23 protein-coding genes are annotated in these 26,321 nt (G+C 36.1%); 17 read left to right on the top strand and 6 right to left on the bottom strand.

Annotated features, from left to right (window positions below):
* Nucleotides 1–20 precede the first annotated feature (20 nt).
* The 17 genes from B7700_RS06760 (at nucleotide 21) to xerS (ending at nucleotide 18,492) form a co-directional block, all read left to right on the top strand.
* Entirely contained in the window at nucleotides 21–1,121 is a 1,101-nt protein-coding gene (locus B7700_RS06760) for an EpsG family protein (protein ID WP_084887939.1), read from the top strand.
* Between the two features lie 16 nt (nucleotides 1,122–1,137).
* Nucleotides 1,138–1,971, top strand: a complete 834-nt coding sequence (locus tag B7700_RS06755) for a glycosyltransferase (RefSeq protein ID WP_084887937.1) — start codon at nucleotides 1,138–1,140, stop codon at nucleotides 1,969–1,971.
* Nucleotides 1,968–2,366: a glycerol-3-phosphate cytidylyltransferase gene (gene tagD, locus B7700_RS06750; protein WP_084887935.1), complete on the top strand. Its 399-nt coding sequence runs from the start codon at nucleotides 1,968–1,970 to the stop codon at nucleotides 2,364–2,366. Before B7700_RS06755 ends, tagD begins: the two co-directional genes overlap by 4 nt.
* A 1-nt stretch (nucleotide 2,367) precedes the next feature.
* Nucleotides 2,368–3,447: a glycosyltransferase gene (locus B7700_RS06745; RefSeq protein ID WP_084887933.1), complete on the top strand. Its 1,080-nt coding sequence runs from the start codon at nucleotides 2,368–2,370 to the stop codon at nucleotides 3,445–3,447.
* Complete coding sequence (locus B7700_RS06740; RefSeq protein WP_084887932.1) at nucleotides 3,444–4,553, top strand: CDP-glycerol glycerophosphotransferase family protein; 1,110 nt, start codon at nucleotides 3,444–3,446, stop codon at nucleotides 4,551–4,553. Before B7700_RS06745 ends, B7700_RS06740 begins: the two co-directional genes overlap by 4 nt.
* Nucleotides 4,554–4,567: 14 nt before the next feature.
* The gene (locus B7700_RS06735) at nucleotides 4,568–5,533 is read left to right on the top strand and encodes a glycosyltransferase family 2 protein (RefSeq protein ID WP_060628360.1); all 966 of its coding nucleotides are present in this window, start codon (nucleotides 4,568–4,570) and stop codon (nucleotides 5,531–5,533) included.
* A gap of 39 nt (nucleotides 5,534–5,572) precedes the next feature.
* A complete protein-coding gene (locus B7700_RS06730) occupies nucleotides 5,573–6,583 on the top strand; it encodes a glycosyltransferase family 2 protein (protein ID WP_084887930.1) in 1,011 nt (336 codons plus the stop codon).
* Nucleotides 6,576–7,535 carry a glycosyltransferase family 2 protein gene (locus B7700_RS06725; protein ID WP_084887928.1) on the top strand — a complete coding sequence of 320 codons (960 nt, stop codon included), beginning with the start codon at nucleotides 6,576–6,578 and terminating at the stop codon, nucleotides 7,533–7,535. The genes B7700_RS06730 and B7700_RS06725 overlap by 8 nt, the downstream gene beginning before the upstream one ends.
* 13 nt (nucleotides 7,536–7,548) lie before the next feature.
* Nucleotides 7,549–8,523: a glycosyltransferase family 2 protein gene (locus B7700_RS06720; protein WP_084887926.1), complete on the top strand. Its 975-nt coding sequence runs from the start codon at nucleotides 7,549–7,551 to the stop codon at nucleotides 8,521–8,523.
* Between the two features lies 1 nt (nucleotide 8,524).
* Complete coding sequence (locus tag B7700_RS06715) at nucleotides 8,525–9,520, top strand: glycosyltransferase (protein ID WP_084887923.1); 996 nt, start codon at nucleotides 8,525–8,527, stop codon at nucleotides 9,518–9,520.
* 5 nt (nucleotides 9,521–9,525) lie between these two features.
* Complete coding sequence (locus tag B7700_RS06710; protein ID WP_084887922.1) at nucleotides 9,526–10,488, top strand: capsular polysaccharide synthesis protein; 963 nt, start codon at nucleotides 9,526–9,528, stop codon at nucleotides 10,486–10,488.
* A complete protein-coding gene (locus B7700_RS06705) occupies nucleotides 10,489–12,039 on the top strand; it encodes a lipopolysaccharide biosynthesis protein (RefSeq protein WP_084887920.1) in 1,551 nt (516 codons plus the stop codon).
* Between the two features lie 12 nt (nucleotides 12,040–12,051).
* The gene (locus tag B7700_RS06700; RefSeq protein ID WP_084887918.1) at nucleotides 12,052–13,161 is read left to right on the top strand and encodes a glycosyltransferase; all 1,110 of its coding nucleotides are present in this window, start codon (nucleotides 12,052–12,054) and stop codon (nucleotides 13,159–13,161) included.
* Between the two features lie 395 nt (nucleotides 13,162–13,556).
* Nucleotides 13,557–14,408 (top strand): ribosome biogenesis GTPase YlqF, encoded by an 852-nt coding sequence (gene ylqF, locus B7700_RS06695; protein WP_061763248.1) that lies wholly within the window; start codon nucleotides 13,557–13,559, stop codon nucleotides 14,406–14,408.
* Nucleotides 14,395–15,174: a ribonuclease HII gene (locus B7700_RS06690; protein WP_084887916.1), complete on the top strand. Its 780-nt coding sequence runs from the start codon at nucleotides 14,395–14,397 to the stop codon at nucleotides 15,172–15,174. The genes ylqF and B7700_RS06690 overlap by 14 nt, the downstream gene beginning before the upstream one ends.
* Before the next feature lie 16 nt (nucleotides 15,175–15,190).
* Nucleotides 15,191–16,741, top strand: coding sequence for a ClC family H(+)/Cl(-) exchange transporter (locus B7700_RS06685; protein WP_084887914.1), 1,551 nt, complete (start codon nucleotides 15,191–15,193; stop codon nucleotides 16,739–16,741).
* Nucleotides 16,742–17,421: 680 nt separating this feature from the next.
* Nucleotides 17,422–18,492 (top strand): tyrosine recombinase XerS, encoded by a 1,071-nt coding sequence (gene xerS, locus B7700_RS06680; RefSeq protein WP_084887912.1) that lies wholly within the window; start codon nucleotides 17,422–17,424, stop codon nucleotides 18,490–18,492.
* 73 nt (nucleotides 18,493–18,565) lie between these two features.
* On the opposite strand, the gene B7700_RS06675 is transcribed toward xerS, so the two are convergent.
* From B7700_RS06675 to pdrM, 6 genes are all read right to left on the bottom strand, one after another.
* Entirely contained in the window at nucleotides 18,566–19,555 is a 990-nt protein-coding gene (locus tag B7700_RS06675; protein WP_060805540.1) for a lipoate--protein ligase, read from the bottom strand.
* 59 nt (nucleotides 19,556–19,614) lie between these two features.
* The gene (lpdA, locus tag B7700_RS06670) at nucleotides 19,615–21,318 is read right to left on the bottom strand and encodes a dihydrolipoyl dehydrogenase (RefSeq protein ID WP_084887910.1); all 1,704 of its coding nucleotides are present in this window, start codon (nucleotides 21,316–21,318) and stop codon (nucleotides 19,615–19,617) included.
* 45 nt (nucleotides 21,319–21,363) lie between these two features.
* Entirely contained in the window at nucleotides 21,364–22,407 is a 1,044-nt protein-coding gene (locus B7700_RS06665) for a dihydrolipoamide acetyltransferase (protein WP_000752715.1), read from the bottom strand.
* 412 nt (nucleotides 22,408–22,819) lie between these two features.
* Nucleotides 22,820–23,812 carry an alpha-ketoacid dehydrogenase subunit beta gene (locus tag B7700_RS06660; protein ID WP_084887908.1) on the bottom strand — a complete coding sequence of 331 codons (993 nt, stop codon included), beginning with the start codon at nucleotides 23,810–23,812 and terminating at the stop codon, nucleotides 22,820–22,822.
* Between the two features lie 15 nt (nucleotides 23,813–23,827).
* Nucleotides 23,828–24,796, bottom strand: coding sequence for a thiamine pyrophosphate-dependent dehydrogenase E1 component subunit alpha (locus B7700_RS06655; RefSeq protein WP_084887906.1), 969 nt, complete (start codon nucleotides 24,794–24,796; stop codon nucleotides 23,828–23,830).
* Nucleotides 24,797–24,950: 154 nt separating this feature from the next.
* Entirely contained in the window at nucleotides 24,951–26,312 is a 1,362-nt protein-coding gene (pdrM, locus tag B7700_RS06650; RefSeq protein WP_084887904.1) for a sodium-coupled multidrug efflux MATE transporter PdrM, read from the bottom strand.
* Nucleotides 26,313–26,321: the final 9 nt, after the last annotated feature.

Here is a 26,321-nt window from a genome sequence, read left to right as displayed (position 1 = left end):
TGAAAGGCAGGAGAGAAAAAATGACAATCTATCTTTTAATGTTCGTCTATGTCTCTTTTCTTGCCTTTTTCTCATTGAAATATGAGGATAAAGCAAAAGAATTAGGTTTCCTTGTTCTTCCGACTTTTTTCTTTTTTTTAATCATTGCGGGTTTTCGTACTTCTAGCGTCGGAGGAGACTTAGGAACTTATATCCATATTTTTGAATCGAATCATTTACAACTTCCGGATTTATCAAATCTATTTCGTTCTCGATTTGAACTTGGTTATTTAGTAAGTAATATTTTTCTAAGAAACTTTAGTGATCACTATCCCTTTTTATTATTTGCCTATGCCTTTATAACTTTAGTTGCCTGGTTTTTTGTGCTTTATAAGCATTCTAAAAATGTTTACATGAGTTTATTGATTTACCTCAGCTCATTAGGACTCTTTTTTTATTCCTTATCAAATATCAGACAAGGTCTGGCGATTGCTTTAAGTTTTTTAGGATTTCATTACTTAGTAAAAAATAAGAAGGTTTTAGCATCGATATTTATCCTACTAACTCCCTTATTTCATACATCTGGTATCGTATGCCTCTTGTTTTTCCCCCTTAAAAAAATCGTTTTAAACAAAAGAGCATACCAGTTTGTGTTCATTTTATTTCTTATCATCTTTCCTTTTATCAAACAAATTGCCACTACCTTTATTTCTTTCTTTCCTCAGTATACTTCCTATCTGGAATCATCATGGTTTTTAGAAAGCAATAAATGGGCACCAATATTTTTAACAATTTGGTATGGTATAGTTCTGCTTTTGGGAGAACTAGTGATTAGAAAACAGAAATTATCGACTGAAGAAGAATTTATAAGAAGTCTATTTTTTATCTCCTTTTTATTTACCGCGTCAACTTTGCAAACAAGTCTTTTTGGCAGATTTGCACACTATTTTACCCCCTTTATTTGCCTATATATCCCCATGATTTTATCTAAAATAGGTGAAAAAAAAGTTCAGTGGATTTTATTTTATTTGGTGATATTGGTTTATGCTTCAATCTTTCTAGTCATTGTTTACTTTAAAGCTGACTGGTACCATGTCGTTCCCTACCGTTCAGTTATTGTAGATTGGTTATTTGGAAATTAGGTTTAGGAGTTATAAAATGAAATTTTCAGTTCTAACGACAGTCTATAAAAAAGAAACTCCTAGAAATTTAAGGAAAAGTTTACTAAGTTCTTATCAACAGACCCTTAAACCGACAGAAATCATTTTAGTTTGTGATGGCGAATTGACTAAAGAGTTAGAAATAGAAATCCAAAAGTTACAGAGAGAGATTCCAATTTTAAAGGTTTTTCATTTACCTGAAAACTTAGGCTCAGGACCAGCCTCTCTCTTTGGAGTTAATCAATGCCAAACAGAATTCATTGCAAGAATGGACAGTGATGACTATTCTCTAGAAACAAGGTTTGAGAAGCAATTAGCAGCCTTTGAAAAAAATCCCAATCTCATCATGGTTGGTTCCAATATCCTAGAGAAAAATACAGAGTTTACCGCCTTAAAGAAAGTACCAGAAACTACAGCCGAAATTCGTCAATATTCGAAAATGAGAAATCCCTTTAATAATCCATCGAGTATGATGAAAAAAGAATATATCTTGAGGGCTGGTAATTATCGTAAATTCCGTTACCTAGAGGATTATGACCTCACAATGAGATTGTTACACGATAATCCAACCAAGGATTTTTTGAATATCCAGGATCCCTTGGTTGTCATGCAGACTAACGATTCTAGCTATCTGCGTAGAGGCGGTTTCTTGTATGTAAAGACGGACTTTATGCTCCAATTAGATTTTTATCGCAGAAGAGATATTACTCTAGTAGAATTTCTTAGAAATATTTTCCTTCGTAATGCGATTCGAATTCTTCCGAATTCAATTAGGAAATGGGTCTATAAGAAAAATATGAGAGAAAATGTAGAGGTGGTTAGGAAGTTATGAAGAGAGTCATTACATACGGAACATTTGATTTATTGCATTACGGTCATATTAATCTTTTAAAAAGGGCAAAATCCTTGGGAGATTATCTCATTGTCGGGCTTTCTACCAATGAATTTAATAGACTAGAAAAAAATAAAGAATGTTATTTTGATTACGAAGAAAGAAAATCTCTATTAGAGGCTATCAGATATGTGGATCTCGTCATACCAGAAGAAAATTGGGATCAAAAAATCTCAGACATAGAAAAGTATCATGCTGATGTGTTTGTCATTGGAGATGATTGGCAGGGAAAATTTGATTATTTAAGTGATTTTGGAATAGAGGTTGTTTACCTATCACGAACAAAAGAAATTTCAACTTCTAAGATAAAGAATGATTTGAATCAAGGATACTAGGATGAAATATCAAGTCATACATGTAACAGGTAGTGTAAGGAATACCATGAGTGGGGTACAAAGTTTTATCAAAAATCATATCCCAAATAATGATCAAGAGTTTGAATATATGGTAGGTGAGTCAAATGGAGACGCTCATTTCCCATTTAATCAATACCTAGATGAAAAAGAAATCAAACGCATTGTATTTCCTGCCCTAAAGATTTCTAAACTATTTGCCTATGCGAGAGAGTGTCGACAATTTTATGAAAATAATAAAATTGATATTCTTCATGTCCATAATCCTATAACCGCTTTTATCCATAATTACTATGCTAGAAAAAATGGTGTTCCAGTTAGGATTTACCACAATCATAGTAGCCAATTTTCAGACACTTGGTTAAAAAGTATTCGCAATCAATTTTTGGTCTTTTTAGCCTTGAAAAATGCGACCCATCGTATCTCTTGTGGTCAATTAGCTGGATTGAAGATATTTGGAAAAAAAGAATTTCAAATCCTTCCAAATGCAATTGACATCAACAAGTATCGGTTTTCTCCAACTTTTCGAGAAGAAATTCGCAAAGAGTTTCATATAGCTGAACATCAAAAAGTAGTTGGGATGATTGGTATTTTAAATCCTTTCAAAAATCAGAATTTTTTGATTGAAATTGCTAAAGAATTGCCTGATGTTACTTTTTTCTTTGTTGGTGAAGGACCAGATCGTTCAATTCTAGAAGGAAAAAGTAAGAAATTGAAGAATATTATCTTTACAGGAAAAAGAGAAGATGTTCATAAATTTTATTCAGCCTTTGATATTTTTGCCTTTCCCTCTTTGTATGAAGGTTTCCCAATCGTACTGGTAGAGGCTCAGTGTTCTGGAGTCGATATTCTCATGAATGAAACGATTGATCCAACAACTCAGATCGTTAGTGAACTTTGCACAGCCATGCCTCTAGATAAGGCTAAATGGGTAAACTACATAAAAAAGGCGCCTATCAAGAAGAAACAACGACAGCTAAATGAACACCTAAAGCAGTTTGATATTGAAGAAAATGTTCAAAATTTAAAAGAAATTTATAAGCAAGGTTTAAAAAGAGAATGATCAACTATTTAAAACCCTTACTGTTCAAAGTAAGTGATTTTACTTATAAAATAAATAAAATGATTCCCAAGAAAAGGAACAGAATTGTTCTCTATTCTAATTGGGGGTTCAGAGATAATCTTAGAACACTTTATCACTATTTAGTGGATAATGACTATCAGGAAACATATGAGATCGTTTGTGCTTCAAATGATTTTTATCATTTAGAAAAAGAGAATGATATAAAGTATGTTTCAATTTATCGAGGTTTCTTTTATTTTTTAACATCTAAATATTTTTTCTATTCTTTTGGCAAGTATCCTGTAAAGCCTGCTTCAAAGCAGATGGTTGTCAACTTGTGGCATGGAATGCCCTTGAAAAAAATTGGCAATCTTGAAGTTGGCATGGAAAAGATTGACTATAATTTCTTTACAAAATTAGTCTCTTCTTCAGATTTATTTACTCCAATTATGAAAGCAGCCTTTAATGCTAAAGACGAGCAGATGCTTCTTGTTGGTAATATTCGAAATGATGAACTCTTTAAAGAGAAAGAAGAGAAGAAAATTATCTGGATGCCAACCTACCGTAATTCTAAAAACTATCATGATAGCCAAGCAGCATTGATTTTTTCATTAGAAGAAGAGGATTTTAAAAACATTGAAGAACTACTCTCAAACTATGGCTATCAACTTTATATTAAACTCCATCCTCTTGAGGAATCTCAGTTTAAATTTGAAATGAATGCTTCGACGATTCATCTATTGACAGAAGATATCATTAGTGAGCAATATGGGACTTTATATACCTTTTTAGGAACAACCAGTGCATTGATTACAGATTATTCTTCAGTATTTTTAGATTATTATTTATTAAATAGGCCAGTTGCATTTACGATTAATGATTATGAGGAATACAAGGAAAAAAGAGGCTTTGTGTTTGAAGATGTGAAGAGTTTAATGGTGGGAAGTGTCATTCGTGATTCGCATGACTTATTAGACTTTCTAGAGAATGTCATGAAATCTGAAGATCCTTATATTGACGAACGAAAAAAAGTCAATAACAAGGTAAATGCCATTCAAAAAGATTTTACAAAGACACTTTTGGATGAAATTGGATTAAGGAAATAAGGTTAGGATAAAGAATGATTAGTGTAATCGTACCTGTTTATAATGTAGAAACTTATCTGGAAGAATGTTTAGACAGCATTCAAAACCAAACCTACACAGACTTTGAAGTCCTTTTAGTCAATGATGGTTCAACAGATGGATCAAAAGCTATTTGTGAACGTTATTGTAAAGAGAATCGTCGCTTTCACTTGTTGAATCAAGAAAATCAAGGATTGAGCGCTGCACGAAATACTGGTGTAGCAGCTTCAAGAGGAGAGTTTATTGTATTTGTGGATAGTGATGACATGATTCTAGCGAACTATTTAGAAACCTTAATGCACTATATGCGTGAAGACGTAGATATTGTGGAAAGTCAGTTTACCGTATCTAACGAGGAATTTCTTGCTAAAAGTTTTAAAGAACCAAGTATTCTATTCGAAGGGAACTCTCAAGAAGCAGTAAAAATTTTCCCTAAACATGTTTTAAATGTTAATGCAGTTACAAAACTTTATAGAAGATCAATTGTTGAAGCTGTTCCTTATATAGATGGGGTGATTTTTGAAGATGTTTATTGTGGAATTGGAATGTTAAAATATATTCGAAAAATCATTAAGATTGATTATAAAGGTTATTATTATCGACAACATCAAGCTAGTATCATGCATCGAACCTTTACTCCTAAAAATTTAGATATCTTTACAGTCAGTGACCAATTAATAGACTTGTATTCTGATAGGGAAGAACTTCTTCCTTACATTGGCAGCTTCCTAGTTCATGTAGCAACCATGCATTATCAAGACTATATCCAAAAAGGAAATCCATATGCAGATGTCTATAATCAGAAATTAGCCGACTATGTAACTATCACCAAGAAAAATCCTGAGCTTGCAAAAAGTTCGCGTATGATTCGCCTCTATAATATTTGTCCAAAATATTATAATTCGATCATTTTCCCTGTTTATCATTTTTTGTGGAAACTAAAAAATGGAATTAGAAAGTAAATTCAGATGAATAAAAATGAATGAGAAGGAAGCTGTTTTATGATTAGCTTAATCGTTCCAGTTTATAACGTGGAAGAATATCTGGAAGAATGTCTAGAAAGTATTCGAAAGCAAACCTATCAAGATATAGAAGTCATTTTAGTCAATGATGGTTCAACAGATGGCTCCCAAGCTATTTGTGAGTATTTTTGCCAAACAGATAAGCGTTTCCGATTGATCAATCAAAAAAATCAAGGTCAAAGTGTAGCCAGAAATCATGGCGTAAAAGAATCCCTTGGTGAATATATCATGTTTGTCGATAGTGATGATGTCATTAAAGCAAATATACTAGACGTATTACTATCCTATATGAAGGCGGATATGGATTTAGTAGAATGTAGTCTTGTTCGCAATCAAGAAGAATTGCATAAAAATAAACCGATTCGAGTTATTTTCGAAGGTAATTCAACGGCAGCCATTATTAAATGTATAGCACTTAAAGAAGTGAATTATTCCCCATGTGCAAAATTATATAGAAGAGAAATTATTGAAAAAGTTCCATTTTTAGAAGGTGTTATTTACGAGGATGTTTATACAGGAATTAATTTTTTAAAAAATATTCGAAAAATGGTAGTTGTTGATTTAACTGGGTATTATTACCGATTTAGTCCGAATAGTACTATGACAACTTCTTTTAATGAGAAAAATTTAGATATTTTTAAAGTTGGAAATCAATTAATAGCATCATTCCAAGATGATGCATATTTATTACCGTATATTGGATACTTTATGTTTTATCTAGGGGTTAGTCATTATTACAGAGATGGCATTACGAAGAAGAGTCCTTGTGTTAGTTTGTATGAGAATTTTATAAAGGAGTCTGCTTTTATTGCGAAGCAATCTCAAGAAGTTGTTCGAAAATACCGTTTACTAAGAATGTATTTCATAGCGCCAAAATATTTTTTAACGATTACTCATCCAGTGTATCAGTTTCTGTATAAAGGATGGAGTAAATTTAGAAAGTTTATTCACAAAAGACAAATGAAGGAGCTTATGAACAAAAATGATTAGTATAATTGTACCTGTTTATAATGTGGAATTCTATTTGAAAGAATGTTTAGAAAGTATCCAAAAACAAACTTATACAAATTTTGAAGTTATATTAGTTAATGATGGATCTACTGATAATTCAAAAGAAATTTGTGAAGAATATTGTAGGAAAGATACTCGTTTTTACTTAATGAATCAAGAAAACCAAGGACAGAGTATTGCAAGAAATAGAGGCGTTGCTGAGTCTACAGGAGAATTCATCGTTTTTATTGATAGTGATGATATAGTAAAGTTCGATTTGTTGGCGCAATTAAAGAAGTATATGTCTGATGGAATTGATATTGTAGAATGTAATAGAACCGAGGATATTCAATCTTTAAATGAAGAAAAAAAAGATATTCATGTTAAAGAATTTGATTCAAATGAAGCATTATACCAATGTTTTAATCATGGAGTAAGTTGGAGTCCAGTCGCAAAACTCTATCGTCGTGAAATAGTGGAGAAAGTTCCGTTTTTAGAAAATTTAATTTATGAAGATTTTTATACTGGAATCGTCTCTTTAAAGTATATTCAAAAAATGAGAAAAATTGACTATATTGGTTATTATTATCGATATCATACTTCTAGTACAATGAATCAGACATATTCAGAAAAGAATCTTGATATATTTAAGGTTGGCGAAAAATTATTAGAGAACTTTAGAGAAGATGAATGGTTACCGTATGTAGGAAATATGTTATTTTTAGTCGGTATTGGACATTTTAAAAAGTATAACATAAGAGTTGGACATCCATATTATCAGTTATATGTTGATGAGATTCATAAATATGCCGAAATAGCTAAGAAATCATCAGATATTTTCAATTCTAGTAAACTATTAAGATGGTATAGTTATTCATCAAAATGTTTTTTTAGTTTATATTATCCTCTGTATTTAAGATATTTAGACATTCGAAAAAAATGGAAAATTTAATAGGAGCCTATTTATGATTAGTGTCATTGTACCTGTTTATAATGTTGAAGAGTATCTGGAAGAATGTTTAAATAGTATTCAACATCAAACTTATACCGATATAGAAGTGATCCTAGTAAATGATGGTTCAAGAGATGGCTCAAAAGAAATTTGTGAGCGCTATTGTCAACAAGATCCTCGTTTTCATTTAATCAATCAAGAAAATAAAGGATTAAGTGGCGCTCGTAATCGTGGTATGACTGAATCTAAAGGCGAATTTATCACTTTTGTAGACAGTGATGATGTCATTAAAGACGATATGTTGGAGCAATTATTTAAGCACATGACTTCAGAAGAAATGGACATCGTAGAATGTTGGTATACAAATGATCAAAAAGAAATAGAAATCCCTTCTCCCGAGAATGTCAAAATTATTTTTCAAGGAAATGCCCAAGAAGCTTTAGTCTCTTTATGTAAAGATAATATTGTCCGTTTGAATGCAGTCGCTAAACTTTTTCGAAGACAAGTGATTGTCAATTTTCCATTTTTAGAAGGTCTATTTTATGAAGATGTGTATGGAGGAATGGGAATCTTAAAACATATTCATAAAATGGTGAAAATCGATTATATAGGATATTATTATCGCGTGCGTTCTGGTAGTATTATGAATCGCGAATTTAGTTTGAAAAATTTGGATTTGTTTACTATTTGTGATAAAGTGGAGCATTTATATGATGGAAATGCTGACTCACTCCCATATGTCCATCGTCGCTTATTTCATTTAGTTTTGATGCACGTTGTCGACTATCGTATATTTGAGGGAAATCCCTATCAAGAAAAATATGTCGAGTACCTGAATCGTTACGCTAAAAGTTCAAGTCGCTCATTTTTAATGAGAGCTTATCGCTTATTCTCTCAAAAGATTGTCTTCATTTCAAGAGTTATTGGAGCTATTCAATGGAGATTTGAAAAATATATTGTAAAAAGATTTTGGAGAGGGTTGAAGTAGTATGAATTATTACTTAAAAGAATTTTACGCAGAAGCCAAACATGCAGGATCTAAAGCAAGATTAGATGCTGAAAAAATAATGGTAGAAGCAGGATATCAACCTTTTTCCCTAAATAATGATTCAAATTCCATCGCTTTGACAAAAGATGATGTGTTAGTTCTTCAATTTCCATTATTATGGCATTCCTTAAAAAAACAAATTTTAACGAGATTTTTGAAAAATAGGACATTCAAAGCTTATTTACTGATTCATGATATCGAGTCCTTGAGAAACAAAAAAATCAGGTCATTTACAGATTTTAAACATTCCATTATCCATTTTTTACAGAATAAAACAGTCCTTGAAAAAGTCGATGGTATTATCGCTCATAACGAAAAGATGAAAAGTGAACTTGTTCGATTGGGAATACCGGAAGAGAAGATTGTTTCCTTAGAGATATTTGATTATTTAATTCCAAATTATGAAGAGAAGAAAGCTTATGAAAAAGAAACTATTTTGTTAGCTGGAAATTTCGATATTCGGAAAACAAAATACGCAAGACAATTACCCGAAAAACCAGATTTTTCTATTTATGGCATTAACTTTGAAGAGGAGAATCTTCCTCACAACGTTCATTATCAAGGTGCTTTTTCTCCTGATGAACTTTCTAATCACTTGCATGGTGGTTTTGGCTTAGTCTGGGATGGAGATAGCCCCCATACTTGTAGTGGGATGTATGGAGAATATTTAAAGATGAATAACCCACATAAAGCCTCTTTATATTTAGCATCAGGTTTTCCAATCATCGTGTGGAGACAATCTGCTTTAGCTGAGTTTGTACGAAAAAACCATTGTGGAATACTTGTTGATTCATTATTTGAAATTGCAGATTGTTTAAACTCGATTGATGAAGAAGATTTTCAAGAGCTGATTAAAAATAGTAAAATAGTAGGAGAGAAACTTCGTAACGGATATTTTCTAAAAACAGCTTTAGAAAAATGTGAAAGGAATTTGTAGAGTTTATGAAACTACAAATCTTACAAAAAAAAATGGCTCGCTATCGTCAAATTTTAAAATATTATGGCCTTAAACTAACATGTGTTTACTTTCTTGCACAAAAATCTGACAAGATGTTTTATGATTTTCGTAAAAAGATTCTTTTTGATTTTGTATTGAAATTACGTAAAGAAGCTCAAATAGATGATTTGATGGATGAAAAAGAAGAAGTAGTAACAGAATTTCCGAAAATAATTTGGACAATGTGGCAACAAGGAGAAGCGCAAATGCCTGAGACTGTCCAGACTTCAACGAAGACCATAAAAGACTTCGCCAAAAGAAATGACTGTGAATTCTATTTGTTGACGGATGAAAATCTGGCGGATTTCATCAATATTCCAGCAGACATCACCGAAAAATACAAGAAAAAAGAATTATCAGCTGCGCATTATTCAGATATTATTCGTTTTAGTCTCTTATACCAATATGGTGGAATTTGGATGGATGCAACCTTATTTGTATCTCCCTATGCAACTTTAGAAATGTTTGAAGGGGATTTTTTTAGTTTGAATCATCCACCGACATATCCTGAGCAAATGGAGCGAACTGTTGGTGACTTTAAATGGGCAGGTTTCTTTCTAGCAGGAAAAAAAGGCAAGCCTTATTTTAAACATATTCGGGATTTATATCTTTACTATGTTCGTAAATATCCAGTCTTTATTCATTACCTAATGATGGATTATTTTATTTTGTCCGAATATAAGTGCAATCCTTATTTTGAAAACTTAGTAGATAGATTACCTATTCTAGCACCAGCTGAGCGTGTTTGGTTTTTAAGAGAACATGCTGATAAACTTTTTGATGAAAACGAATGGGAAGAAGTGTTGAAAACAACACCAATTATGAAAACCACTTATAAAATTAATAAAGAAGAGGTCGTTCCAGAAAGTTATCTGGATCAACTTTTACAAGGAAAATTAAAGGAATAGATGAAATACACGAAAAAAAGTAGAACCGAATTTGCCACATTAAATACAAGTATTGCTCTTGTATTGCAACCTTTTCAAGTACTTCTTGGCTTTATCAATCGAACTATTTTTATCCATTTACTTGGGGTAACTTATTTAGGATTAAACAATTATTTGTCTAGTTTAGTTTCCATTCTTTCTTTAGCAGAATTAGGGGTTGCTAGCGCTATGAGCTATTCATTATATGGGCCCTTAGGTAGAGAAGAACATGGGAAAATCAATGCCTTTATGATTCTTTTCAAAAAATTATATAGAATCATTGGCTTTTCTATTTTTATACTAGGCTCTATACTTTCTTTATTTCTTCCTTATATGATAAAGGATTATACGGTAAATAGCGAAGTATATTTGATTTTTTTCCTCTTTGTATTTAATTCTGCTTCAAGCTATTTTTTCTCCTATAAACGAACCTTGCTTTATGTCGATCAGCGTAATTATATGATGACTTTGATTGACTTTGGATTAAATACACTTCGCGTATGCTTGCAAATCGGAATTTTATTCTTTACCCAAAATTATATCTTTTATCTATTGATCAGTATCATGATGAATTTTATAGGGAATATCATCATGTCGCGTATTGTAGATAGATTGTATGGTTACCTGTTTAAGAATGAGATAACCCCCATTAATCAGGAGGAAAAAGAAAAATTTATCCGAAATATCAAAGGAAATATAGTCGGTAGTATTGGAGAAACGATTGTTTTTCAAACAGATAGTATTCTAATGGCAAGTTTTGTCAGCTTAGCAGCTATAGGTATTTACGGGAATTATACCTATGTTTTAGGATTTCTTTCACTGATTTTAAATACTGTGATTAATTCAGTTGTTTCTTCCGTAGGTAACTTAGTCCATTCGGAGTCTACGACAGTAGCAGATATGGTTAAATTCCTAAAAAAATTCCAGTTTATTGATTTTAGCCTGATTTATTTTGCTAGCTTAGGCTATTTAATGTTCATTCATCCATTTATGACTATCTGGTTAGGTGAGAGTTTTTCATTTAATCGTACAGTTGAGCTTTTGATTGTCCTTCATTTTTTCCTAACTTTTTATAGAAGACCGATTCTAACGTTGATTTCAGTTTATGGCTTAAGTTATGAGCAAAATAAAAAAGTTATCGTCGAGATTTTATTAAATATTTCCCTTTCACTCTACTTTTTAGCGATTTTAGATTTAGGGGTATCTGGAATTTTATTGGGTACAATTTGTTCAACAGTCTTGACCTGTACATGGTATGAACCCTATAGCGCCTTTAAGTATGGATTGAAAGCTTCCTCAAAGGACTTTTTTAAAACATTGTTACAAGATTTCACTGTCGCAGGGATAAGCTTTCTACTTTTGAGTTTACTGGATAACTTACTCTTAACTCAGCTAGATTTCATTTTCGGTTTGATCATCAAAATCGTCCTTTATTTGATAGTATTGGGTAGCTACATTTTCCTATTTAGAAATCATGAAGGTGGCAAACAAATTATCCTGATGATTCAAAAAGTATTAAAGTTGAAAAAATAAGGTGGTAAAAATATGAAACGAATATTAGTTTGTGGTTTAGTTCCAGATATCGGTGGACTAGAAAAAATTGTGGTAGATTTTTATAATCATATTGATACCTCTGAATTTGAACTGGAATTTTTACTACAAGGTCCTGAAGATGTTGAATTTAGTGATCATTTTAAGAAGCTTTGTCACAATCCTCTCGTCGTTCATAGAATCCCTAAGTTAAGACCTCATATTAAACAGGCATTAAAGGAATGGGATGATTTTTTTAAGAAAAATGCTCATCGTTATGATATTTTATGGTCCAATCAAAATGGATTAACTCATCTAGAATTTTTAAAATTAGCAAAGAAATATGGGATAGAAAAAAGAATTGTTCATGGACATTGTGCAACAGCAGATAAATTTTACCGCTTTGTTCATCCAGTCAATCGTCTTTTTGTCGGAAAATATGCGACCGATTTTTGGGCATGTGGAACAGAAGCGTTGAACCATTTTTATCATGGTCAAGAAAGAGAAAAAGCTTTAGTGATTCATAATGCCATTGAGGTGGAAAAGTTTATATATAACCAAGAAAAGCAAGTTCAACTTCGAAAAGAATATCATATTCCAGAAGATTGTTTTGTTGTAGGACAAGTTTCTCGTTTATATGAAAAACAAAAAAATCAAAGTTTTTGTGTGAAGGTATTTTCTGAAATCGTCAAAAAAGAACCCAATTCTCGTTTAGTATTTATCGGAAGAGGAGATACTGAGTTTTTAGAAAATGTGGCAAAAGAATATGGAGTAGCAGACAAAGTCATCTTTACAGGATTGACCACTAATGTCGGAAAAATGCTAAATCTTCTAGATGTTTTCTTTTTTCCATCTAATTTTGAGGGATTACCGATTGTACTCATTGAAGCGCAAGCCAATGGATTACCTGTTGTAACAGCAAAACATTTACCAGACGCAAGGATACTAAATAACTATGATAACAGTCTGTCTTTGAATGATTCTCTTGAGGAATGGGCAGATAAGATTTTGTCTGTCAGAGATCATCGAGAGCTTGATAAAGCAAAGGTGAAGCAGCTGATAGATGAAAACGGGTACGAGATTGAATCAGCAACCAGACAGTTGGAAAAATTATTTGACGAGTAATAAAAAGTTGATGGAGAGGACAAACATGTCTTCTCTAATTTCATTTCAATCAGACCATTATCCGGTAGTTTCATAAATAAAATTAGGTATGTTTTAATAGTACTTTTAAAAGATATTTCATAAAAATATATTTAAAATATATTTTGATTATTTTATCAGATGATTAATTAACTTAATTGAATGCAATACGACTAATTTTATATTTAATAATCTCATGGATTAGAGATAGGTATTTGCTGAAAATTAATATATTAAAAAATGAGATTGCATTCAATTTTCCTTAATAAAATAGCTTTTCTAGACAAAAGCTTATGCAAAAAAGAATAATTTATGATAGAATAGAAGGCAAGAAAGAAAACGTTTTTACAATTTTTTCAATCCGAAGGAGATATATTATGGCTACAATTCAATGGTTTCCTGGTCACATGTCTAAAGCGCGTCGACAGGTGCAGGAAAATTTAAAATTTGTTGATTTTGTGACGATTTTGGTGGATGCACGCTTACCTCTATCTAGTCAAAATCCTATGTTGACCAAAATTGTTGGTGACAAACCAAAACTCTTGATTTTAAACAAGGCAGACTTGGCTGATCCAGCAATGACCAAAGAATGGCGTCAGTATTTTGAATCAAAGGGAATCCAGACTCTAGCTATCAATTCCAAAGAACAAGTAACTGTAAAAGTTGTAACAGATGCGGCCAAAAAGCTCATGGCTGATAAGATTGCTCGCCAGAGAGAACGTGGGATTAAAATTGAAACCTTGCGTACCATGATTATCGGGATTCCAAATGCTGGTAAATCCACTCTGATGAACCGTTTGGCTGGTAAAAAAATTGCCGTTGTCGGAAACAAACCAGGTGTGACCAAGGGGCAACAATGGCTCAAAACCAATAAAGACCTGGAAATCTTGGATACACCGGGGATTCTCTGGCCTAAGTTTGAGGATGAAACTGTTGCGCTTAAGTTGGCCTTGACTGGAGCTATTAAAGACCAGTTGCTTCCTATGGATGAGGTAACTATTTTTGGTCTCAATTATTTTAAAGAACATTATCCAGAAAAGTTGGCTGAACGCTTTAAACAAATGAAAATTGAGGAAGAAGCGCCTGTTATTATTATGGACATGACCCGTGCCCTCGGTTTCCGTGATGACTATGACCGCTTTTACAGTCTCTTCGTGAAGGAAGTCCGCGACGGCAAACTCGGTAACTATACCTTAGATACATTGGAAGACCTCGATGGCGACGATTAAAGAAATCAAAGAACTCCTTGCTACTGTCAAGGACCTTGATAGTCCTATTTTTTTAGAGCTTGAAAAGGATAATCGCTCTGGAGTTCAAAAGGAAATCAGCAAGCGTAAAAAAGATATTCAAGCAGAATTGGATGAGGATCTTCGTTTAGAATCCATGCTTTCCTATGAAAAAGAACTTTATAAGCAAGGATTGACCTTAATTGCTGGTGTTGATGAGGTCGGCCGTGGTCCTCTGGCTGGACCTGTAGTCGCTGCAGCCGTTATGTTACCTCAAAATTGTAAGATTAGAGGCCTCAACGACAGCAAGAAAATTCCTAAAAAGAAACACCTAGAAATTTATCAAGCCGTTCAAGATCAAGCCTTATCAATCGGCATTGGTATCATGGATAATCAGGTCATCGACCAAGTCAATATCTATGAAGCAACCAAACTGGCCATGCAGGAAGCAATCTCCCAGCTCCGTCCGCAACCTGAGCACCTTTTGATAGATGCCATGAAACTGGATTTACCAATTTCACAAACATCTATCATCAAAGGAGATGCCAATTCCCTCTCGATTGCAGCGGCTTCTATAGTAGCCAAGGTGACACGTGATGAATTGATGAAGGAATATGATCGGCAGTTCCCTGGATATGATTTTACTGCTAATGCAGGATATGGAACTGCTAAACACCTAGAAGGCCTCACAAAACTAGGAGTTACCCCAATTCACCGAACAAGCTTTGAACCCGTTAACTCGCTGGTCTCAGGAGAAAAAGAAAGTTAAGTTAGAAGGAATGATTATGGAGGAACAGTCAGAAACACTCAGCTCCAAGAAAGAATTTGCCTTTGCCTCAAGCACCATATTATCTCAAGTTGGACGAGGAATCATCGTCGGTCTTGTCGTTGGGATCATCGTTGGATCTTTTCGGTTTTTAATCGAAAAAGGTTTCCACCTGATACAAGGACTTTATCAAGATCAAGCGCATCTAGTGCGCAATCTTTTTATCATTGGTCTATTTTATTTAATAGTTTGTTGGCTCAGTGCGAAATTAACTCGATCAGAAAAAGATATCAAAGGCTCAGGAATTCCTCAAGTCGAAGCCGAATTAAAGGGATTGATGACTCTCAACTGGTGGGGAGTTCTTTGGAAAAAATATATTCTAGGAATTCTTGCTATTGCTAGCGGTCTTATGCTGGGTCGTGAAGGGCCAAGTATTCAACTTGGAGCGGTCGGTGGTAAAGGAATTGCCAAGTGGCTCAAATCCAGTCCAGTAGAGGAACGCTCCTTGATTGCTAGTGGAGCTGCCGCTGGTCTAGCTGCAGCCTTTAATGCACCGATTGCAGGACTTCTCTTTGTGGTAGAAGAAGTTTATCACCATTTTTCACGCTTTTTCTGGGTATCTACTCTCGCAGCTAGTCTCGTAGCAAACTTTGTTTCTCTGCTCATATTTGGCCTAACACCCGTACTGGATATGCCAGACAACATCCCACTCATGACCCTAGACCAGTATTGGATTTACCTCCTTATGGGGATTTTTCTAGGCCTTTCCGGTTTTCTCTATGAGAAAGCTGTGCTCAATGTCGGTAGAGTTTATGACTGGATAGGTCAAAAAATCCGTTTAGATAGAGCTTATTATCCAATTCTGGCCTTCATTCTCATCATACCAGTCGGAATCTTCTTACCCCAAATCCTTGGTGGTGGAAATCAGCTTGTTCTTTCCCTAACTGAGCAAGATTATAGTTTCCAAGTTCTATTAGCTTACTTTTTGATTCGCTTTGTTTGGAGCATGATTAGTTATGGAAGTGGTCTTCCAGGAGGAATTTTCCTACCAATTTTAGCGCTTGGTTCCTTGCTTGGAGCCCTAGTTGGAGTCATTTGTGTCAATCTTGGACTTGTCAGTCAAGAGCAATTCCCTATATTTGTCATTCTAGGAATGAGTGGTTATTTTGGAGCAATATCCAAGGCTCCCTTAACTGCTATGATACTCGTAACTGAGATGGTAGGAGATATTCGCAACCTCATGCCACTCGGACTGGTAACCCTAGTTGCCTACATCATCATGGATCTGCTCAAAGGTGCGCCAGTCTATGAGGCTATGTTGGAAAAAATGCTACCTGAAGAAGCGTCAGATGAAGGAGAAGTCACACTTATTGAAATTCCTGTATCAGACAAAATCGCTGGAAAACAGGTTCATGAACTCAACTTACCACATAACGTACTCATCACCACCCAAGTCCATAATGGCAAGAGCCAAACAGTTAACGGCTCAACCAGAATGTATCTCGGAGATATGATTCATCTAGTGATTCCAAAAAGTGAAATTGGAAAAGTCAAGGATTTGTTGTTGTAGGATATTTTTACATAATTTATGTTATGTAAAATGAATTTCTTAATTAAATATATTGGAAAACCGATTCTCAGCAATGAGATCGGTTATTTTTTACAGATAAGATATTTCACATACAAATAATTGAACTTTGGTAAAAATAAGACTATAATCAAGTCAGAAGTTTAGTGGGTGAGTTCTTTAATTATTTTCTTCATTCTGTTGACTATTCCATTTTTCACTTTAATAATGTACATTTTAGACAATTTTAAACAAAAAAAATTAAAACTGGAAATTTTTGTACTTTTCCCTAGACAGCAGATAAACCCTTGATACAACTGAGTTTAAGGGGTAATGTACACTCTTTGAAAAATGTACTTTATAATTGAAATGTACTTTATTTTAAGTTTGTATAAAGTACATTTTCAGCACTTACGAAACCCCTTGTAAGCCTAGAAACATTTGATTTAATAAGATTTTAAGTTTTAGTAAAGTATATTCTCACTAAAATTCAGGTTTAATAAATTTCCAGTTTTCACTTTGATAGGGTACATTTTTAGCTATTTTTGTTCCAATTACACAGGTCTAAGTCTTTTTATCACTTTAAAAAACTCTTATAACATCTTTCCGAAAAACTATAATTTTCTTGAAAAATATATCAGTCTATGCTATACTACTAGTAGACTTATTTATGGAGAAAATACATGAAACGCGAGATTTTACTGGAACGAATCGACAAACTAAAACAAATCATGCCCTGGTATGTTCTGGAATACTACCAATCTAAGCTTGCTGTTCCTTACAGTTTTACAACCTTGTACGAATATCTCAAGGAATATGATCGGTTTTTCAGCTGGGTTTTAGAGTCTGGTATCTCAAACGCAGATAAAATGGCTGATATTCCTTTATCTGTCTTGGAAAATATGTCTAAGAAAGACATGGAATCTTTTATCCTTTACCTACGTGAACGTCCTTTGCTGAATGCTAATACAACTAAACAGGGGGTTTCACAGACAACTATCAATCGGACCTTGTCAGCACTTTCTAGTCTTTACAAGTATCTGACCGAGGAAGTTGAAAACGATCAGGGAGAACCTTATTTTTATCGTAATGTAATGAAGAAAGTTTCAACAAAGAAAAAGAAAGAAACGCTTGCTGCAAGAGCTGAAAACATCAAGCAAAAACTCTTTTTAGGTGATGAAACAGAAGGTTTTCTAACTTATATTGACCAAGAGTATCCACAACAACTTTCAAATCGCGCTCTCTCATCATTCAACAAAAACAAAGAACGTGATTTGGCCATTATTGCCCTTCTCTTGGCATCTGGTGTCCGCTTGTCTGAAGCTGTTAATCTGGATATAAGGGATCTCAATCTAAAAATGATGGTTATCGATGTCACTCGAAAAGGTGGCAAACGTGATTCGGTCAATGTCGCTGCTTTTGCTAAGCCTTATTTAGAGAATTATCTTGCTATTCGAAATCAACGCTATAAGACGGAAAAGACGGATACAGCCCTCTTTTTAACACTCTATAGAGGTGTTCCTAATCGTATCGATGCTTCCAGCGTGGAAAAGATGGTCGCTAAGTACTCTGAGGACTTCAAAGTACGTGTAACTCCCCACAAACTGCGCCATACCCTAGCAACTAGGCTCTATGATGCGACTAAATCGCAAGTTTTAGTCAGCCACCAGCTAGGTCACGCCAGTACACAAGTCACTGACCTCTATACCCATATCGTCAACGATGAACAAAAGAATGCTCTAGATAGTTTATAAAATACATAAAATAAATTATGTAATATATGATTTTTAAAAAAGAAGCTGGTCCTACAACCAACTTCTTTTTGGTTTATTCAACTACCGCTTCAGCGATTTCTTCACGGCTAATACCAGCGAAGTAGCGTGTAATATCAATGGTTTCTAGGGCTTTAAGAACATCTTCGCGTTCGTATTTAACGCCACGAAGGACATCTTCTACAGCTGCAACGTCCTCGATACCAAAGAAGTCACCATAAATCTTGATGTCTTGGATTTTTGATTCGACGACATTAGCAAAGACTTCGACTTTACCACTGGTGAATTTTGTCCCACGACGGACGTTAAATTCAGGTGATTTACCGTAGTTCCAGTCCCAAGTACCAAACTTAGTATCTTTGATGCGATTGATTTCGGCCAGTTCTTCTTCTGAAAAGACGTATTCAGTCATCTCTGGGTACTCTTTTTTCATGTATTCCAAGAGCAAATCACGGAATTCTTCAACTGTGATTTTTTCTGGTAATTCATTGATAATATTGGTTACACGGGCACGGACGGATTTGACACCTTTTGATTCAAATTTATCTTTTGAAACTTTAAGGGCATTTGCTAAGACTGACAAATCAACGTCAAAGAGCAAGCAACCGTGGTGCATGATACGGCCATTGATATAGGCTTGGGCATTGCCACAGAACTTCTTACCATCAATCTCTAAGTCATTACGACCTGTGAACTCAGCTTTAACCCCAAGTTGAGCCAGGGTATTGATAACCGGAGTTGAGAAGCTCTTGAAGTCAAAAGCCTTGTTTTCATCTTCTTTTGAGATAATCGTGTAGTTGAGGTTATTTAAATCGTGGTAAACAGCTCCACCACCGCTGATACGGCGGACCACCTCAATACCATTTTCTCGAACATAATCACGGTTGATTTCTTCGATGGTATTCTGGTGACGACCAACAATGATAGATGGCTTGTTAATCCAAAGTAGGAAGATTTGATCCTCATCCAAAAGGTGTTTAAAGGCGTATTCTTCCAAGGCAATATTAAAGGCAGTGTCGTTTGAATGATTGATAATGTATTTCATGATATCCCTTTATACGATAGAGACTGGAAAGATATTTTCCAGTCTATTCTATCTTCGTTTTATTTTTTCTTAGGTGAATGGATAGCCATTCCTAAAACATCCGCAAATGCTTCGTACATCACTTCAGAGTAGGTTGGGTGTCCGTGGATAGTCTTCAGCATTTCTTCAACAGTGATTTCCATTTCGATAATGCTAGATGCCTCATTGATCAATTCTGCAGCTGCAGGACCGATGATATGAACACCAAGGATTTCCCCGTATTTCTTATCTGCGATGACTTTAACGAAACCTTGAGCTGCATCTGAGGCAATGGCACGACCGTTAGCAGCAAAGTTGAACTTACCGATGGCAACATCATATTTCTCACGGGCTTGTTCTTCTGTCAAACCTACTGCTGCTACTTCAGGAAGAGTGTAGATAGCTGCAGGAGTCAAATTCAATTTGGCAACAGCATGATTTCCTTTAAGGGCATTTTCAGCGGCAACTTCACCCATACGGAAAGCTGCGTGAGCCAACATCTTAGTACCATTAATATCACCTGGTGCGTAGATACCTGGAATAGAAGTTTCCATGTATTCGTTGACCTTGATGCGACCACGATCCAATTCAAACTCAACATCGCCAATACCTTCAAGGTCTGGCACACGACCGATTGAAAGAAGAGCTTTATTTGCGATGATATCGTCTTTTCCTTCAACCTTGATACGAAGTTGACCATTTTCCTCGATGATTTCTTGCAGTTTAGTACCAGTCAAGATGGTCATTCCTTTACGTTCAAGGATCAAGCGAAGGTTCTTAGAAACTTCCGCATCCATAGCTGGAACTATACGGTCCATCATTTCGATAACAGTCACTTTTGAACCAAATGTCATGAAGGCCTGACCAAGTTCGATACCGACAACGCCACCGCCGATGATAACAAGGCTTTCTGGTACTTCGTTCATTTCAAGAATGTCATCGCTGGTCATGACCAGTGGAGATTCCATACCAGGGACGTTAATCTTGCTGACTTTTGAACCACCAGCAAGGATAATTTTCTTGGTTTCAAGCAATTCTGAACCATTTACCAAGACATTCTTATCTTTAGTGATGGTACCAATTCCCTTATGAACAGTAACTCCGTAACTACGAAGAAGACCTGCAACACCACCTACCAAGGTATTAACAACTTTAGATTTAGTTTCTAAAAGTTTATCCATATCTACAGTGAAGTTTGGATTTTCGATGACGATACCACGGTTTGCTGCATGACCGATATTCTCAATGATTTCAGCGTTGTGAAGGTAAGTCTTGGTAGGGATACAGCCACGGTTCAAGCAGGTTCCACCGAGTTCTGATTTCTCAACAAGGGCAACCTTACCGCCAAGTTGGGCAGCTTTAATGGCTGCAACATAACCAGCAGGACCTCCACCAATGACAACGATATCAAAGGCATCATCGCTCTTACCATCGTCGTTTGAGGCACTAACTGCAGGCGTTGGGCTAGCTTCTGGCGCTGTGGCTCCAGCTGTTGGGATATTTTCCCCTTCTTCGCCAAGGTAACCGATAACTTCCGTTACAGGGACTGTTTCACCATCTCCTTTGAGAATGGCAATCAAGTACCCATCTTCTTCGGCTTCCAATTCCATGCTGACTTTGTCAGTCATGATTTCCAAAAGGATTTCTCCTTCTTTTACAAATTCTCCGACTTTTTTATTCCATTGGACGATTTGTCCTTCTGTCATATCCACGCCGGCTTTTGGCATAATTACTTCTAAGGCCATGTCTTCCTTCCTTTATCTATATCTTTAAAATGAATCCTCTTGTTCTTAAATCAACATTGAGATTGGATTTTCAATCAATTCTTTCAAGTCTTTCATAAACTTAGCACCAGCCATACCATCTACGACACGGTGGTCAATTGTTAACCCAAGACTCATGATTGGGCGAATGACAATCTCACCATTGACGACAACTGGCTTCTCGATTGTCGAACTAACACCAAGGATAGCTGAGTTGGGTTGGTTAATGATAGGACCGAAGGACTGAACACCAAACATTCCCAAGTTACTGATTGTGAATGTTGAATTTTGCAGTTCACTTGGAGCCAATTTACCATCCAAGGTACGGCCAATGACGTCCTTGAAAGCTACGACCAGCTCTGACAAGCTTAATTTTTCAGCATTGTAAACAACAGGAGTCATCAATCCATTATCCATCCCAACTGCCATGGCAAGGTTAACGTAGTTATGAGTGATAATAGTCTTGCCATCTTCGGTCAATGAAGCGTTGATGTAAGGGTGTTTCATAAGAGTCTTAACAACTGCAAGTGAAAGAAGGTCTGTTACAGTAGTTTTCTTCCCAGTTGCTTCCATGATTGGCTCAAGAACCTTCTTACGAAGAGCCAACATTTCAGTCATATCAACTTCATAGTTGAGGGTAAAGGTTGGCGCAGTCAAGTAAGATTCAACCATGCGTTGGGCAATAACCTTACGCATTGGTGTCATTGGAATACGCTCGATTTCACCGTATGGTGTTACGTTATCAGGGACTTCTTCCACTTTTTCAATCTGAGCAGGAGACTTGATGGTGTCGTTTTCGATATTTTCAGGAAGCAAGGCTAAAACGTCCTTCTTCATGATTTTACCACGATGACCTGTTCCTTGGATTTCCTGCCAAGCAATGTTATGTTCGAGGGCAATTCGTTTTGCAAGTGGCGAAATGCGAACCACGTTTGTGTCTTTATAAGTTTCCACGTCTTCTTTGTGGACACGACCGTTTGCACCTGAGCCAGAAACGTCGTAGAGGTTGATCCCTAAATCATCCGCTAACTTTCTAGCCGCAGGAGTCGCTCTTAGCTTGTCATCAGCCATGACCTCTCCAATTCTATACTAAGATACTAAGGGCGTCAAAAGCGACTGAAAAATAGGAAATCGACGATGGCTTCGATGAAGTCAAGGAGATTTATCTTTTTTCCGAGCTTTTAGCCCGTGTTCAACTCTACAAGTAACTTGGATACAAAACGTATCTCAAGTTGCTACGGTTGCCGCTATTAGGCGGTCAACCTAGTAGACTTACTAATTCATTCGTCGAATATTATCGATTCGACTCACTCATGTCGCAACTTTTCAAATAACTTGGATACAAAACGTATCTCAAATTACTACGGTTGCCACTATCAAGTAACCAACCATGTAGATTTACTAAATCCTTCGTCGGTTATTATCGAACCAACTCTTCTTGATAGAGATAACAATAGTTTTACATAATTTATCTTATGTAATTCTATTCTTTGTTATATGTTTTACGGATGGCATCTTTGATGCTTTCAACTGTTGGAATCATTGCATTTTCTAGGTTTTGTGCATAAGGCATTGGCACATCTTCTCCTGCACAACGGCGGATTGGTGCATCTAGATAATCAAATGCTTCTGATTCTGAAATAATTGCTGAAATCTCTCCGATATAGCCACTTGTTTTATGGGCATCGTTAACCAGAACAACCTTACCAGTCTTCTTAACTGAGTTAATGATGATATCCTTATCAAGCGGAACAAGGGTGCGTGGGTCAACAATCTCAACAGAAATTCCTTCTTGTGCTAATTCTTCAGCAGCTTGAACCACACGGCGAAGCATTTTCCCATAAGTAACAACTGTTACATCCGTTCCTTCGCGTTTGATTTCGCCGACTTCAAGTGGAATCGTGTAGTCTGGATCAACTGGTACTTCCCCTTTTTGGTTAAATTCTGACTTGTACTCAAGAATGATAACAGGGTTGTTATCACGGATAGAAGACTTGAGCAGTCCTTTCATGTCAGCAGGTGTACCTGGAGCCACAACCTTAAGTCCAGGAATATGAGTAAACCAAGACTCTAGTGATTGCGAGTGCTGGGCTGCAGAACCAACTCCATTACCAGCAGCGCATCGAACAGTCATTGGAACCTGACCTTTACCACCAAACATGTAACGTGTTTTAGCAGCTTGGTTGACGATATTGTCCATGGCAATAACAGAAAAGTCCATGAAGGTCATATCGACGATTGGACGAAGTCCTGTCATGGCTGCTCCTGCTGCTGCTCCCGAGATGGCAGCTTCAGAAATCGGACAGTCACGGACACGTTCTGGACCAAATTCTTCAAGCATTCCGACAGAAGTTCCGAAGTCTCCTCCGAAGACACCTACATCTTCTCCCATCAAGAATACATTTTCATCGCGACGCATTTCCTCAGACATAGCAAGGATAATGGTGTCACGGAAGGACATTGTTTTTGTTTCCATTTTATCTCTTTCTCCTTAGTCTGCGTAAATATCTTCAAATGCTGATTCAAGCGGTGGGAATGGACTTTCCTCTGCAAATTTAACAGAAGCTTCTACTGCTTCCTTGACTTGCGCTTGGATTTCTTCCAATTCTTCGGCACTTGCAATGTTATTTTCAATAAGGTAATTGCGGAGGTTTTCGATTGGATCTTTTTGTTTCCACAACTCCACTTCTTCACGCGTACGATATTTACCAGGATCAGATGATGAGTGACCAAGCCAGCGGTAAGTTACACTTTCAATCAAGACTGGACCATTACCACCACGAACATGATCTACGGCTTTCTTGAACCCTTCGTAGACGTCGATGACATTGTTTCCATCTTCGATGAACATTCCAGGAATTCCATAAGCAGCGCTACGTTGATGGATATGTTCTACATTGGTCATTTTCTTGATATCCGCAGAGATACCGTAACCGTTGTTAATGCAATAGAAAATGACTGGCAGGTTCCAGATAGAAGCCATGTTCACTGCTTCGTGGAAAACACCTTCGTTGGTCGCACCATCTCCAAAGAAGCAAACGACGATTTTTCCAGTATTTTGCATTTGTTGACTGAGGGCTGCACCAACAGCGATTCCCATACCACCACCTACGATACCATTGGCACCAAGGTTACCAGCATCAAGATCGGCGATATGCATAGATCCACCTTTACCTTTACAGGTTCCAGTGTATTTACCAAGGATTTCAGCCATCATTCCGTTTAGGTCAATTCCTTTGGCAATGGCTTGTCCATGACCACGGTGGTTTGATGTGATCAGATCATCTGGATTGAGAGCTAACATAGCACCCACGTTAGCCGCCTCTTCTCCAACAGAAAAGTGCGTCATTCCTGGCACTTTCCCTTTCTTTACTAATTGCGCAATTTTTAAGTCCATACGACGGATTTCTTCCATCTTACGGAACATCTCTAGCAAAAGATTTTTATCTAAAATTGACATCTTCTTGCCTTTCTAACTTTCTTCTTACCTTACTATTTTACCGTTTTTGGCAAATACTGTCAAAGTTTTTCTAAAGAAAATTTCACAAATTAAAAAAGAAAACCCCATGGGAATAAGGGATTTTCTTATCAAGAATATTTTTTCACAAACTTTTTTATAGTTTGGATTTTGCTAAAGCTTCAAATCTCTTCATAATCACAGTTAAACGCCAACGGTAGAGAACCCCACTCACAACCAAACTAATAATCAAGCCGATCCAGTAAGAATAAGCTCCAAAATCTGTTAGGGTATCAAATAGCATAGCAACTGGGATTGCTACGCCCCAATAACCAACCAAACCAAGGTAAAAAGGAATAACTGTATCCTTATAGCCTCGCAAAATTCCCTGAAGCGGTGCCGCAAAGGTATCTGCTAACTGGAAGAAAAGGCTGTAAGTCAAAAAGCGTGCTGTCAAATCGATAAATTCTGGGTCGTTACCATAAAGACTAGCCACATTTCCTCTAAAAATGTAAAGAAAGGTTAAGGTGAAGGCCGCAAAAATGAGGGCAGTCCATCTTCCTAGACCAATATAGGTTTTCGCATCATCAAATCGCTTGGCTCCCACTTCATAGGAAACAACAATAGCCATAGCCGATGAGATACTCATAGGAAAGGCGTACATAAGACTTGAAAAATTCATAGCTGACTGGTGACTAGCAATAATCAAGGATGAAAACTTAGCCATAATCAAGCCAACCACGGAAAAGATAGCCACTTCGGCAAAGACAGTTCCCCCAATAGGCAGACCTAAGCGAACTCCTTCCTTGATTTTATCCATATTAAATGGAATTCGTTTCTCAAGGTGTAAGGCTTTGAGCTTCTCCTGTTTAAATAAAACCAGAACAGAAATTCCAAGCAAAACCCAATAAGCCAAGGATGTTCCTAAACCAGCACCAGCCCCTCCCAGTTCTGGAACACCAAAGGCCCCGTAAATCAAGAGATAGTTAAATCCACTATTCAAGGGAAGTAACAAAAGCATGAGGTACATGGACAGTTTGGTCAAGCCCAGCGAATCCAGCAAGGAACGAATGACACTAAAGAGCAACAAGGGGATAATCCCGATAGATAAAAACCAGAGATAGCGAACCGCTACTGCCGCCACCGGTGCTTCTAGTCCAATATGATTCAAGATTGGTGGTGCCAATAAAAGCACCATCCCCAGTAAGACCACGGATAGGCCCAAGGCCAGATAGATGAACTGGTAAAAATCAGACGCAACCTCTTCCTTTTTACCTCGACCAAGATGGTGACCAATGATAGGCACCAAAGCTGACACAATGCCTGTTAGAAAGGTAAAGAAAGGATTCCAGATACTGGTTGCCATAGACACACCAGCCAAGTCCATGGTATTGTATTGACCTGTCATAGTCGTATCAACAAAGGAGGCAGAATAATTGGCAAATTGATAAATCAGGATAGGGAAAAATATCTTTAAAAATAAGATAAACTTGTCTTTAAAATGATGGGTTTGGTACATATAGGCTCT

The organism is Streptococcus mitis (assembly GCF_002096755.1).
Classification (GTDB): Bacteria; Bacillota; Bacilli; order Lactobacillales; family Streptococcaceae; genus Streptococcus; species Streptococcus mitis_AC.
Note: the sequence above shows the minus strand (reverse complement) of the source record. Positions and strands in the feature narration are given on the sequence as shown.

Excerpts from the sequence above, each read along its gene's own strand:
- B7700_RS06665 (WP_000752715.1), bottom strand. The coding sequence starts at position 22,407 with ATGGCTGATGACAAGCTAAGAGCGACTCCTGCGGCTAGAAAGTTAGCG.
- B7700_RS06725 (WP_084887928.1), top strand. The coding sequence starts at position 6,576 with ATGATTAGTATAATTGTACCTGTTTATAATGTGGAATTCTATTTGAAA.
- tagD (WP_084887935.1), top strand. The coding sequence starts at position 1,968 with ATGAAGAGAGTCATTACATACGGAACATTTGATTTATTGCATTACGGT.
- B7700_RS06675 (WP_060805540.1), bottom strand. The coding sequence starts at position 19,555 with ATGAAATACATTATCAATCATTCAAACGACACTGCCTTTAATATTGCC.
- B7700_RS06740 (WP_084887932.1), top strand. The coding sequence starts at position 3,444 with ATGATCAACTATTTAAAACCCTTACTGTTCAAAGTAAGTGATTTTACT.
- lpdA (WP_084887910.1), bottom strand. The coding sequence starts at position 21,318 with ATGGCCTTAGAAGTAATTATGCCAAAAGCCGGCGTGGATATGACAGAA.
- B7700_RS06720 (WP_084887926.1), top strand. The coding sequence starts at position 7,549 with ATGATTAGTGTCATTGTACCTGTTTATAATGTTGAAGAGTATCTGGAA.
- pdrM (WP_084887904.1), bottom strand. The coding sequence starts at position 26,312 with ATGTACCAAACCCATCATTTTAAAGACAAGTTTATCTTATTTTTAAAG.
- B7700_RS06730 (WP_084887930.1), top strand. The coding sequence starts at position 5,573 with ATGATTAGCTTAATCGTTCCAGTTTATAACGTGGAAGAATATCTGGAA.
- B7700_RS06660 (WP_084887908.1), bottom strand. The coding sequence starts at position 23,812 with ATGGAAACAAAAACAATGTCCTTCCGTGACACCATTATCCTTGCTATG.
- B7700_RS06690 (WP_084887916.1), top strand. The coding sequence starts at position 14,395 with ATGGCGACGATTAAAGAAATCAAAGAACTCCTTGCTACTGTCAAGGAC.
- ylqF (WP_061763248.1), top strand. The coding sequence starts at position 13,557 with ATGGCTACAATTCAATGGTTTCCTGGTCACATGTCTAAAGCGCGTCGA.
- B7700_RS06685 (WP_084887914.1), top strand. The coding sequence starts at position 15,191 with ATGGAGGAACAGTCAGAAACACTCAGCTCCAAGAAAGAATTTGCCTTT.
- B7700_RS06735 (WP_060628360.1), top strand. The coding sequence starts at position 4,568 with ATGATTAGTGTAATCGTACCTGTTTATAATGTAGAAACTTATCTGGAA.
- xerS (WP_084887912.1), top strand. The coding sequence starts at position 17,422 with ATGAAACGCGAGATTTTACTGGAACGAATCGACAAACTAAAACAAATC.
- B7700_RS06755 (WP_084887937.1), top strand. The coding sequence starts at position 1,138 with ATGAAATTTTCAGTTCTAACGACAGTCTATAAAAAAGAAACTCCTAGA.
- B7700_RS06700 (WP_084887918.1), top strand. The coding sequence starts at position 12,052 with ATGAAACGAATATTAGTTTGTGGTTTAGTTCCAGATATCGGTGGACTA.
- B7700_RS06655 (WP_084887906.1), bottom strand. The coding sequence starts at position 24,796 with ATGTCAATTTTAGATAAAAATCTTTTGCTAGAGATGTTCCGTAAGATG.
- B7700_RS06715 (WP_084887923.1), top strand. The coding sequence starts at position 8,525 with ATGAATTATTACTTAAAAGAATTTTACGCAGAAGCCAAACATGCAGGA.
- B7700_RS06705 (WP_084887920.1), top strand. The coding sequence starts at position 10,489 with ATGAAATACACGAAAAAAAGTAGAACCGAATTTGCCACATTAAATACA.
- B7700_RS06710 (WP_084887922.1), top strand. The coding sequence starts at position 9,526 with ATGAAACTACAAATCTTACAAAAAAAAATGGCTCGCTATCGTCAAATT.
- B7700_RS06745 (WP_084887933.1), top strand. The coding sequence starts at position 2,368 with ATGAAATATCAAGTCATACATGTAACAGGTAGTGTAAGGAATACCATG.
- B7700_RS06760 (WP_084887939.1), top strand. The coding sequence starts at position 21 with ATGACAATCTATCTTTTAATGTTCGTCTATGTCTCTTTTCTTGCCTTT.